The organism is Heyndrickxia sp. FW510-T9 (assembly GCF_058781025.1).
Genome location: NZ_JBYSWK010000002.1, coordinates 84,136 through 95,499 on the forward strand (window position 1 = coordinate 84,136; position 11,364 = coordinate 95,499).

The window sequence follows — 11,364 nt, forward strand, 5'->3', positions numbered from 1 at the left end:
ACATTATCTTTCCTATTCTTGCTTCACTTGTCCTTTAAAGCTTGGCTAAAGGACAGTTTCCTTCCTTTTCTTACTCACTTGTCCTTTAAAGCCCTTCTAAAGGACAGTTTCCCTCCGGTTCTTGCTTCATTTGTCCTTTAAAGCCCTTCTAAAGGACAGTTTCCCTCCAGATCTTGCTTCACTTGTCCTTTAAAGCTTTTCAAAGGACAGTTTCCCTCCGGTTCTTGCTTCACTTGTCCTTTAAAGCTTTTCAAAGGACAGTTTCCCTCCGGTTCTTGCTTCATTTGTCCTTTAAAGCTTTTCAAAGGACAGTTTCCCTCCGGTTCTTGCTTCATTTGTCCTTTAAAGCCCTTCTAAAGGACAGTTTCCCTCTAGATCTTACTTCATTTGTCCTTTAAAGCCCTTCTAAAGGACAGTTTCCTTCCTTTTCTTGCTTCATTTGTCCTTTAAAGCCTTTCTAAAGGACAGTTTCCCTCTAGATCTTACTTCATTTGTCCTTTAAAGCCCTTCTAAAGGACAGTTTCCCTCTAGATTACTTCATTTGTCCTTTAAAGCCCTTCTAAAGGACAGTTTCCTTCCTTTTCTTGCTTCACTTGTCCTTTAAAGCCTTTCTAAAGGACAGTTTCTCTCCGGATCTTGCTTCTTTTGTCCTTTAAAGCCCTTCTAAAGGACAGTTTCTCTCCGGATCTTGCTTCTTTTGTCCTTTAAGTTAACCGACACAAAATATAATGAATAATAAAAAATGCACACTAGAGTTCCTTAAAGAAGTCCGGTGTGCATTGCTTTGCTATTTTATTGTATACACATTCGAAGTAAACGATATTAAACATTCTTCTTCAGTTATTATTATAATTCAAGCAATCCATACTTCTTTCGAAATCTTAGCAGGATTTTTACCCAGCCATTGGAAAAGACAGCGAGGAAGAATACATTTGAAAAAGCATGAGCCAAATCAAAATAAAAGCTTGCTGCATAATAAGTAATAATTTGTGCAAACGTAATCGTTTGAAAGACGGTAACGACATAAGTTAAATTCATGAACCACCCAAACAAGATTCCCACGATAAAACCGAAAATACATCTGGTTATTGTTCTTCTCATAAACCATGTATTTCGTAAAAGTCCAGCAGCTAAACCAATCATGCCCCATGCATACATTTGCCATGGTGTCCAAGGCCCTTGCCCTAAAAACAGATTAGACACTAATGCGGCGAGCGCCCCGACCACAAAACCACTTTCAGCACCTAAAGCAATCCCAGTTACAATTATCACAAAAGTGGTTGGTTGTACGCTCGGAATAGAGGCGAACGGAATTCGGCTTACAGCTGCAACCGCTGCAAGAACTGCCAGCATAACAAGCTCCCTCCCAGAAACCTTGCGTCGTTCAAAACGGATCATAAATGGGAGAAATGTACAAAGCATAAATAGGATACTGAAGAGTATATAATGATGCTGCGAAATTAAAGGAAAAGCAACTAATAGGAATAGCAGAAAAATGATAAGAAATATTAATATGTACCGTGAACGTGCCATGATTCCCGTGCCTCCTCTACCGTTATGACTTCAGGAACATGACTACCTCTCGTTATACGGTTAATAACCGTTGTATAAAATGCATTTCCTCGAAAAAATTCTTGTGGTGATGCGATAGCAGTAATATTTCCTTGAAACATCATCGCACATCGTGTTGCATATTGTGCGGCAAATTCAATATCATGTGTCACCATCACAATCGTAAGTCCTTTTTTTTGCAATGATTTTAATTGGTTTCCTAATTTCGCTTTCGCTTCTGGATCCAGTCCCTTCGTCGGTTCATCTATTAATAAAATGGAAGGATTAGAGATCATGACCCCAGCAAGAGCAGCCTTTTGAACTTCACCTCCACTCACATCATATGGATGGCGATCCTTTATCTCTGTAATATCAAATGTATCAAGTAAGTCATTGATTTTTTCTTCCGAATCTTCAAGCTTATATTTATCTGCAATCCTTATTAATTCGGCCAGGATTGTATCTTGTAAGAAAAATAGCTTCGGATTTTGCGGTAAATAGCCAATCTCAGGCGGTAATGGTCCTTTTATCTTTTTATCTTTATATGTAACTGACCCTCGTTGCGGCCTTTGCAAACCAGCCATCATTCTAATCATAGTAGATTTCCCAGTACCATTTGCCCCAACTATAGATAGCCATTCTCCTTCATATACATTTAGTGATAAATCGTCTAGAATTTTTTTTTGATTTCTTTCGTATTGAAAATCTATCCCTTTCATTTTTATGATTGGATTGGCTGATGGGATCATTTGCTTAAATGATAACTCTGTTTCCTTGTGAATTTTTACATTTTCGATCCAGCGTTTTCCTTCCTTTATGGTTAGTGGAATCTCTTCTTCGATAACGGAAGAAGCGTGCTCAAGGTATAGCACTGCGCTACTCGGAAGATATGAATACATATTGTTTACAGGATTCTTGCCAATTTCACTTATGATCTTCCGCGGTGCTCCCTCATACACTTTCATTCCTCGTTCTAAAACTAGTACTCGATCTGCAAGTGCAAATAATTCTTCTAATCGATGCTCCGCAATAATAACGGTAATCCCAAATTCTTCATTCATCCTCTGCAGCATACCGATAAATTCTTTGGCCGCAACAGGGTCCAACTGTGCTGTTGGTTCATCTAGTAATAGTATTTGTGGTTCCATTAATAACACGGATGCTAAATTTAAGACCTGCTTTTGACCACCAGATAGTTCATCTGTTCTTCGTTCAAGCAAATTCTCTATACCAAAAAAATGAGCCATTTCCGCTACTTTTTTTCGCATTTCAGTTGTTGGAACACCTAGATTTTCTAATCCAAATATAAGTTCCTCCATTACTTGTTCCATTACAATTTGGTTTTCTGGATCTTGAAATACCATACCAATTTTCTTTGCCAATATTTCATTGGCAAGACTAGAAAGTGGCTGTTGATTATATAATATTTCACCTGTTAAGTTTCCATGCGGTGCAACCTCTCTTTTTAGCAAACGGAGAAGAGTGGATTTTCCACTTCCAGATGGACCACATAGAACGATAAATTCACCTTTTTCCACTGTAAAAGAAATTTGCTGAAGTGCTTTACTTGCTTGATCTGGGTAATGAAATGTTACATTTTTCGCTTCCAGTAATGCCATAGAAGTGCCTCTCTTTCTTCGATAAAAAGCGGAAAACCAATAAATATCATAAATATGAATAAATAAAACCATTCCCTGCCCTCTAGAAAAATCGGTTCCAACACAGGGGTAATAGATAGTACTCCATCACCAAGCCACCATCCAAAAATCCCGATGATGCCAACAATTATCATAAAGAAAAGCGCAAACCAGTCCTTTCTTTTCATATAGAAAGGATTATAGCGGCTTCTTTTCCTGAGACCATAGCCCCTTGCTGCCATGGAATCTGCCGTTTGTAATGCCTCTTCTAATGACCAAGTAAGTAATATTTGCACAAATTGGATCCCGTTTTTCGCACGGATTTTAATTGCTCCATCTTTTATTGACAATCCTTTGCTGTGTTGTACCATTTCTATTTCTGTTAATCTTCTTCTAAGCAGCGGTACAAAACGCATGGAAATCATCGTTAACAGTGCCCATTGCGGCAACCATTTCGAAAATAAATACAAAAATTTATCAGCGGTAACTACTAAATTGTATGATGTAAATAATACCATTAAACAAAATAATGATAAGGCAAGAATGATGCCTTGAATAATTGCTTCCAGCATAATCGGATTTTGTCCGAGATAAAATAAAATATGCGTCCCGCGATGGTTAATGAGCGGATTCACGATAAGGAAAAATAGTGATAGAATCGTGAGCATCTTCCACCACTTTTTCAATGCTTTACCTTGATCCAAAGCTATATTATATAAAATTAATATAATTGCCCCAACAAATAAAAACACCGGATGCTTGTAAAGCATAACCAGTGCTGCCGCTCCTACATAATATAGGAAACAAACAATGGGATGAAATGAACGAAATCCTCTATTCATTTACTTCGTATCCTTTGTATAATCTGTCGTATAATTCCAGCGGATAGAATCTCCGTTTTTTACTTTGATAACTCCAGCACTACGATCAAGCTTTACACCATTTTTCTCGACTGTCCATCCGCTTAATGGGCCATGATCAAACTCATAAAGATCGCCAATGCCTTCTACATATGCAGTGGCGCCGCTCCCTCTTGGACCAATTGGAATACCTTTTTGTTTCAGAATATCCGTTGTAACAGTTAGTACTGTGTCTCCATTTTTTATACCGACTTTTGTCGGTGCAATAATCGTTTTTTTCAAATCATTACTAACAATAGATATAGTGACTGTCAATTGTGGTTCTGTTTTCTGGACTGTAGTTTCGGTATTTGTTTTATTTGTCGCATTATTATTGTTTGTGCTGTTATTGCTTGTTTTTGGTTTGGAGCTTGTATTTGTTTTTGGGTTTGGGTTTGGGTTTGGGTTTGGGTTTGCATTTGTTTTTACAGATGACTGCTGTTTCTGCTCTACCGTTGATTGCTTTTTGCTATTAGTTTTTTCCTTTTTAACGGTTGGCTTTTGCTTTTTGCCGGTGGTAGTTGATTTAGTATTGTTATCCTTTTTTTGATTTGATGTTTTTTTAATAGAATGTTGTTTTGAGGATGCAGATTTTGTATGAGCTTTCTCATGTTGTACTGGGATAACAGAGTCTTTTTGACAGCCGGAAATCATGAAAATTAGGAATATCGAAAATAGCACAATGCAAGTTGTTTTAATCATTTTCATCTTTTCCGCCTCCTATGATGTTTTTGGGTACGCATAGATGATATAGCGTTTTGGTGCATTACCGATAAAATGAAATGGGTAACAAGTTGTTAACACTAGCTCTTCTTTCGGTTTCGTATGATGGATAATGGTTCGGTCATTTGCGTCCACGATCTTCATATGATCAATCACATAGAGAAAAGAACCAGTTTTTAGTTTTACTGTGACCGTGTCACCCTTTTCTAATTCGCCAAAATGTCGAAAAACCGTATCGCGGTGTCCCGATAAAACGATTTGATCGCCATCGCCTGGTAAAGAGGAGGTTCCATAGTGACCGACCCCTTTTGCTAATTTGTCAGGAGATGTACCTTCAACGATTGCCAGTTCTTTGTTTAGCTTTGGAATTTCAAGTAATCCAATAATATTTTTGTCTTTTACTTTTGGATGTTTATTTTTTGTTATTTTTACTGTCTTTTCATTTTCTATAGTAATGGCTTTCGCTTGATGAAGAGTCGACACTTGAAGTTGTCGACTCTTCCAAATATCGAAGCTACTATAGATGATACAAATGAGTCCCGCCGTCATAAGCACCATTGCAGCTATTTTTTTCATTATTTATGACACTCTCTGTTTTCTATTATAAAAGTAAAATACTGACCCAGCTATTAATAGAAGTGCTCCAATCACAAGGATATTATAATCATCCGTTGCTGTATTCGGTAATAGCTGACCATCCTCTGCTTGCTTTGATGGAGTAGATGTTCCATTACCTTTGTCAATAATGTTATTAGTTACTTTAAATTGATAGATGGAACCCTTACCATTTTGATATTGTTGATAAGCTGTTAAGGCTAATAAAGCTTGTGTTGTTGCCATTATATTTGATTTATGATCTGCTGCAATATGGGCAAATCCTCCGTCCTTTTGTTGGAAGGACATTAAATGCTGAATGAGGTTACCACTTGCTTTTGTAAAGGATTTATTTGTAGGATCTATACCTACAGAAGTTAATCCTATGATTACTTGTGCAGTAGTTTCGCTTGAATCCCCACCATTCATATCACTGCTAAAGCCTCCGCTCTCATCCTGAATGGTAGAAAGCCAATTCACAGCATTATTAATCGCATTTTTTACATTGCTTTGGTTCTTATAAGGAGCAAGTGCAGATAATGCCATAGCTGTAATATCGACACTTGGACTTTCGCCAGCTAACGCCCAGCCTCCCGATTTTAACTGTTGCTTGACTAAATAGTTTACAAGCTTTTCTCTCGACCATTTTGCGCTTGCTGGAACCTTATAGTTCTTACTATCAATTGCTAGTAATGCATATATAACTCCATTTGTTCCTTGGTTGGTCATACGATCGTTGGAGTAAATTTTCTTTATCAAATTATAGCCTATGATATTTGTCGCATTTCCGCCAGCAGCAGAAACACCAATTGCTAATCTTTCATAATCTGTAACATTGCGGAATGTTCCATCGTTTTCCTTCAGTGTCTTTTCAATATTGCTTAAATATGTGGATGGAATCTTTTGACCGGATTTTTGGAGACCGATGATTTCAAATTCATTATTTCCACCATTTTTAAGAACATAGGAAGCTGTATTATTAACTGCTGAAGATATTTGTTGTTTTGAGACACTCGGAAGCTTAGTTCCCTCTGGATTACCGGAATTATCAGAACCAGTGCCGTTATCAGTGCCATTATCGGTATTTGTATCTGGTGGTGTCAGATAATTATCAATCTTTAATTCGACGCTATCGCCATTCTTAATGTTGACTGCTGATAAGGAAGATTCCAAGCCAGTTCCATTTAGAGCTGTACTCCAGTAATCACCATCAATTAATTTTGTATTTCCGATGTTACTAACAAATTCAAACCAAGTAGAATCAATGGATACAGAAAGCGACAGATTATGCTTTAATGCTGCTTGAACAAGTGCATCATATGCATTGGCACCTTCTACTACACTTACTTCTGTTTCCGGAATGACAGCATTTCCTTTTGCATCCTTTGCTGTCACCTTCGCTTTCACTTCATTTGTTGGGTATGACACAACTTTAAATAATATGTCATCTCCATTTTTTACTTTGTATGTGGAGACACCTACTTGGGACGTAACACCATTAACAATAAATCCCCAATATGTTCCATCCTTATCAAAGTTGGGTTCTGAATCACCAATTTTTTTGACACTTGCACCTAAATTAGGATATGTATCATATTCAAATGCAACATTATTCTTTGTTGTTGCTTCCTTTAAGAAATCAAAAGTGGTTTCACCATCTTTTATCTCTAGAATGCTATGAGGTATAATCGTATTTCCCTTTTCATCTACAACCGTAATCATTGCTGCATTCTTTAACGCCGCAGCAGAGACTGGATGTGAAAATAAACCTGATAATTGAAGCATGACAAGTAAGATTGCCGTCAATAAGATGGAACTTTTCTTTAAAAACATTGCTTTCACTTCTTTTCCCCCCGATTATTGTAAAAATAAAAAAACATCTCCTATAGGGAAGATGTTGTGCATCGCAGGAGGCAAATTATATTAATGATGTCCTCGAGCTCAGCACCACCTATCCACGTAGGCTTTTGGTGCAAAAAAATAGGCAGGTCTCCTGGCTTATGATCAACACTCTTTAACACCTTCCCATCATAATGACAGTGGTCTTGAAGGCTCTTTTCTTAACTTTGTTGGTTTTGTTAATAGTAATTTCATAAAGCAACAATTTATAGAAAAAGAGGACAAATTATTAAAGAGCTCCCAATTACAGTGGCGGGACCGCACCGGTATTTCACCGGACTTCCCTTTTAATGATTGAATCAAGTTCAATCAACCTATTTTTCTCACTATTTAGTTAATAAATATATTATCATAGATTAATAAATATTGGTATATCAAGCAAGTTACAACTGAATATTACTCCCAAAACATACGGTAAACTTGTTATTAAATAATTACTAATCAAAAATTTTCTTATGTAAAAGGCTATCACAAAAATTGTTAAGTTTTAGACTAAAAATATTGATCCATTATATGATAAAATATGTAAGACAATATTAATAAAAAAACTACTCTTGTTTGTAATAAAGAAGACTAATTTATAAGGAGGAAAATTACATATGATTAGTGCTGAAAGTTTAGTTCTGATTGGCGCTGCTGCATTAATAATATTTGGACCTAAAAAATTACCAGAACTCGGTAAAGCAGCAGGAAAAACATTAAGGGAATTCAAAAAAGCAACACAGGATATTATGGACATGGATGAAAAAAGCAGCCCTAGCGAAAAGAAAGTTGAGGCTTCTCAAGTAAAAAATGGTGATGAGGTTGTAACCGATCCAAAACCAGAGTCTCCTACTAATATAGAAAAACAGGAATGATTAAAATTAAAATGGATTTGCCATTCTCGGCAAGTCCGTTTTTTATTTCTCTTCTGAAATTTTTTATTTTTCTCTCTTCAAAAATATTCCAATTAAAGACTTAGAACAAAAACTCAAATAAAAAAATTTTTTTTTCTAAAGAAGAAGGTACTATCAGATCACAATGATAGTACCTTCTTTATTTTTGAAAATTTATTGAATATCAATTGATAATATTCTGCTGGGGCAGGGACAAAATCTTTCAACTCCACAATTGCTTGTTGGCTAATTAATTGGTTATTTTTATATTCATAACCATTAATGTTGATAGATTTAAGTGAACCACTAAATAAACCTTCTAGCTCATGAAAAGGAATTCGATAAATACCAGCCAATTCAACAGGGTCAGGTATTATAGTTTCCAGAGTCTTTCTAAAATGATAAAAGTAAGTGTAACAGAATTCATTATCGATAAATGTATCGCCAACATAACTTACCGGGATAACTCCAATCGATTCAAGCTCATCCATTTGTACTTGAATTCCCAGTTCCTCTTCTACTTCTCTTATTCCCTCTTCTGGTTGCTCTCCCGCTGTTATATGTCCTGCAGCAGTAATATCAAGTAAATTAGGATGGGTATCTTTGTCATGCTGTCTTTTTTGAAAAATAACATTCAACATTCCATTTTCGATCTGATAGAACCAGCAATGAAATGTCTTATGCCAATACCCCTTTTGATGAACTTCATTTCTTTCTGCTATTCCTAAGTGACTCATATTAGCATCAAAAATATCAAAGAATTCTTTAGTCATTTGTACTGCTCCTATCTAGTTGCTATTTCTGCAAAAACTTATTCCTTATTTGCTGTGCCTAACGCTAAAACATATCCATCCGGGTCCGCAATCGCAAATTCCTTCCATGCTCCCCAGTCAAACTCTGTTACCTCAGGTTCTTGAATAATTTTCGCCCCTTTTTGTTTCCACTCATCATATATTTGATCCAATGCAGCAAAATCATCTACGTATGCATAAGTGTCCCATAGCACCTCATTGTTTTGACTATTTGGATAAATCACTTGATGTTCTGTTGCTTGTAAAAGCTTAAAGCCGAGCTTCAAGGAATCATTTCGAATTGCCCACCAATCGTTCACTTCACATCCCAAAACGTCCTGATAAAAAGCTTTTGATCGTTCTAAGTCCGAAACAAGTAAAACCGTCAATGATTGTAACCTATTCATCTTCAATCTCCTTTTTTATGAATCTATTGTATAGCTATTCTCCTTTTTGGTTGATTTACCTTTTATTTTTTTCTCTTTATCTAAAATAAATGCAAGTAGTCTATATCTTATCTTTTGGATGATAAATTTTCTCAACCCGGTATGTAATGCTGGCAGACCTACTTTCACTGCGCTGTTATTCGTCCCTCATAAAGGCTTTGTTCAAATAAATCTACCAACAATATATTTTTTACACAAAAATAGCAAAAGAAATTTCACAAGGTGAAGTCTCTTTTGCTATCCTTTTTTGATAAAAATCTGTAGTGTACCAGATTCATTATAGTTTTTCTTTCTAATTCGCAAGAAATTTCGGTATTTGTAGTACTATATCATATGAATTTAACAAACTATATAAATTATTGATTTGGACTACTTGCTTTTCAGCCCATCCAATATCTGTTGCATATTGATGTGAAGCTGTTCCATTGCTTACAGCTGCGCTTGGGTTCCATCTCATTTTATACAATGTATCTTGTCCAGAATTTATATAACCTTGTGCGATGAATTCTGCACCGCCAATAATTGCTGCTTCAGGTGTAAACCATCCTGCATCATATGCAAACTGTGCGCCACTAGTCACTGGGGAGCTATCATATGCTCCTATTCCATACATATTATATACTGTTTTTCCGTTTACTTGTACACCTGTGGCTAATTGGGATGTACCATTTCCTGTTTCAAGTAAAGCATGAGAAATAAGATATATTTCATTTACTCCATAAGTTTTTCCAGCTTGTACAAATGAACTTGCTTTTCCAGCTAAGATTCCCTTACCAGCAAGAATCTTATCATTAACTTCCGAAACATCAAGATTAGTAGATTGAGATAGACTTAAAAATTGTAATGATTTAATAGAATCATCGACAAAATTATTTGGGTCTAAATAATATTTAATATCATCTGGATTCGCATTCACCCAAGTTTTATCATAGCTTACTTCGTACCATATAAATCCATCTGAAGCTTTTTGTTTAGAAATAATCTGTAAAGTATCTCCATCTTTCACTTGGCCTACTACCCAATAAGATGTTCCAGCGCCACCTCTAACGTTCCAACCACTTCCTTGCACAACCCCATTGGTTGGATTGGTTGGATTATTTAACTTCAGGGCATCTTCTCTTATGTAAACATGATAGCTCGCATCCGTTTGTGCCCCTGCAGCTGCTTGGATATTTACTAAAGCATCTAAGGATATATTGTAATTATCATAGATTATCTTTTTCGTACTATTTGAAGAACCAGGTAAGCTAATAGCAGTTGATGATAAATACTGGGTACTAACATAGCCTGTCTTTCCATTTGCAGTGATTTTTGCCCAGCCATTTGACTCCGAATAATATTGCACCGCAGTGCCCCTAGTTAAAGTAGTAATAATGCTGGCAGTTGCTGATGGTGCGGATCGCATATTCAATACTGAATTACCATCAACATTTACATATTTTAACGTAGTCTGATCTTCTATTGTTGTACCAGAATTATTATCAGTATTATTGGCTGGTGGTGCACTTGTTGAAAGATTCGCAGAATTAACATAGCCGTCTTGGCCATAGACATTAATTTTAGACCAGCCGTTTGATTCAGAGTAAACAGTAACTTTTACTCCTTTTGCAATATTTACGATAACAGATGATTTCGCAGAAGGCTCTGTATACATACTTAATCCAGATAATGAATCCACCACTACATATTTCGTTGTCGTCGTTACTTTATCCGGAACATCACTAGTTGGTTTAGTTGTTGTAAGAAATTGACTACTAACATAGCCATCTTTGCCATTGGCATTTATTTTAGACCAGCCATTTGACTCCGAATACACCGTTACTTGTGTTCCCTTTTTCAAAGTAGCCACGATCTTTCCACTAGCGGATGCGGTTGATCGCATATTTAATATGGAATTTGCGTCTACATCAACATATTTAACTGTCGTTTTGACAGGAGTTGATGTGCTA

General features: G+C 36.2%; 11 protein-coding genes and 1 riboswitch. Of the genes, 1 reads left to right on the forward strand and 10 read right to left on the reverse strand.

All coding sequences use genetic code 11. The annotated features are described in order from the left end of the window. Positions 1-137 precede the first annotated feature (137 nt). From AC3WJF_RS01750 to AC3WJF_RS01780, 7 genes are all read right to left on the reverse strand, one after another. Positions 138-305 carry a hypothetical protein gene (locus AC3WJF_RS01750; RefSeq protein WP_492449377.1) on the reverse strand — a complete coding sequence of 56 codons (168 nt, stop codon included), beginning with the start codon at positions 303-305 and terminating at the stop codon, positions 138-140. A 541-nt stretch (positions 306-846) separates the two neighbouring features. Then, entirely contained in the window at positions 847-1,533 is a 687-nt protein-coding gene (locus AC3WJF_RS01755; RefSeq protein WP_492449378.1) for an ECF transporter S component, read from the reverse strand. After that, a complete protein-coding gene (locus AC3WJF_RS01760; protein WP_492449379.1) occupies positions 1,509-3,242 on the reverse strand; it encodes an ABC transporter ATP-binding protein in 1,734 nt (577 codons plus the stop codon). Before AC3WJF_RS01760 ends, AC3WJF_RS01755 begins: the two co-directional genes overlap by 25 nt. Then, positions 3,143-4,030 carry an energy-coupling factor transporter transmembrane component T gene (locus AC3WJF_RS01765; RefSeq protein ID WP_492449380.1) on the reverse strand — a complete coding sequence of 296 codons (888 nt, stop codon included), beginning with the start codon at positions 4,028-4,030 and terminating at the stop codon, positions 3,143-3,145. Before AC3WJF_RS01765 ends, AC3WJF_RS01760 begins: the two co-directional genes overlap by 100 nt. Next, positions 4,031-4,795, reverse strand: coding sequence for a DUF4430 domain-containing protein (locus AC3WJF_RS01770; protein WP_492449381.1), 765 nt, complete (start codon positions 4,793-4,795; stop codon positions 4,031-4,033). A 12-nt stretch (positions 4,796-4,807) separates the two neighbouring features. Next, a complete protein-coding gene (gene srtD, locus AC3WJF_RS01775; protein WP_492449382.1) occupies positions 4,808-5,386 on the reverse strand; it encodes a class D sortase, LPxTATN-specific in 579 nt (192 codons plus the stop codon). A 3-nt stretch (positions 5,387-5,389) separates the two neighbouring features. Further along, the gene (locus tag AC3WJF_RS01780; RefSeq protein WP_492449493.1) at positions 5,390-7,237 is read right to left on the reverse strand and encodes an LPxTATN C-terminal sorting signal domain; all 1,848 of its coding nucleotides are present in this window, start codon (positions 7,235-7,237) and stop codon (positions 5,390-5,392) included. Positions 7,238-7,370: 133 nt separating this feature from the next. Then, a riboswitch (cobalamin riboswitch) is annotated at positions 7,371-7,636 on the reverse strand. A 266-nt stretch (positions 7,637-7,902) separates the two neighbouring features. Between AC3WJF_RS01780 and AC3WJF_RS01785 the strand changes: the two genes are divergently transcribed. After that, entirely contained in the window at positions 7,903-8,160 is a 258-nt protein-coding gene (locus tag AC3WJF_RS01785; protein WP_492449383.1) for a twin-arginine translocase TatA/TatE family subunit, read from the forward strand. Between the two features lie 158 nt (positions 8,161-8,318). Here AC3WJF_RS01785 and AC3WJF_RS01790 read toward each other — a convergent pair whose 3' ends face one another. The 3 genes from AC3WJF_RS01790 to AC3WJF_RS01800 all read right to left on the reverse strand — a co-directional run. Continuing rightward, positions 8,319-8,951 (reverse strand): NUDIX hydrolase, encoded by a 633-nt coding sequence (locus tag AC3WJF_RS01790; protein WP_492449384.1) that lies wholly within the window; start codon positions 8,949-8,951, stop codon positions 8,319-8,321. A gap of 38 nt (positions 8,952-8,989) precedes the next feature. After that, the gene (locus AC3WJF_RS01795) at positions 8,990-9,376 is read right to left on the reverse strand and encodes a VOC family protein (protein ID WP_492449385.1); all 387 of its coding nucleotides are present in this window, start codon (positions 9,374-9,376) and stop codon (positions 8,990-8,992) included. A gap of 331 nt (positions 9,377-9,707) precedes the next feature. Further along, the coding region (locus AC3WJF_RS01800; RefSeq protein ID WP_492449386.1) for an SH3 domain-containing protein at positions 9,708-11,364 on the reverse strand (1,657 nt) is incomplete at its 5' end.

Coding starts and splice junctions, on each gene's coding strand:
- AC3WJF_RS01795 (WP_492449385.1), bottom strand. CDS start 9,376: ATGAATAGGTTACAATCATTGACGGTTTTACTTGTTTCGGACTTAGAA.
- AC3WJF_RS01755 (WP_492449378.1), bottom strand. CDS start 1,533: ATGGCACGTTCACGGTACATATTAATATTTCTTATCATTTTTCTGCTA.
- AC3WJF_RS01790 (WP_492449384.1), bottom strand. CDS start 8,951: ATGACTAAAGAATTCTTTGATATTTTTGATGCTAATATGAGTCACTTA.
- AC3WJF_RS01765 (WP_492449380.1), bottom strand. CDS start 4,030: ATGAATAGAGGATTTCGTTCATTTCATCCCATTGTTTGTTTCCTATAT.
- AC3WJF_RS01785 (WP_492449383.1), top strand. CDS start 7,903: ATGATTAGTGCTGAAAGTTTAGTTCTGATTGGCGCTGCTGCATTAATA.
- AC3WJF_RS01760 (WP_492449379.1), bottom strand. CDS start 3,242: ATGGTTTTATTTATTCATATTTATGATATTTATTGGTTTTCCGCTTTT.
- srtD (WP_492449382.1), bottom strand. CDS start 5,386: ATGAAAAAAATAGCTGCAATGGTGCTTATGACGGCGGGACTCATTTGT.
- AC3WJF_RS01770 (WP_492449381.1), bottom strand. CDS start 4,795: ATGAAAATGATTAAAACAACTTGCATTGTGCTATTTTCGATATTCCTA.
- AC3WJF_RS01780 (WP_492449493.1), bottom strand. CDS start 7,237: ATGTTTTTAAAGAAAAGTTCCATCTTATTGACGGCAATCTTACTTGTC.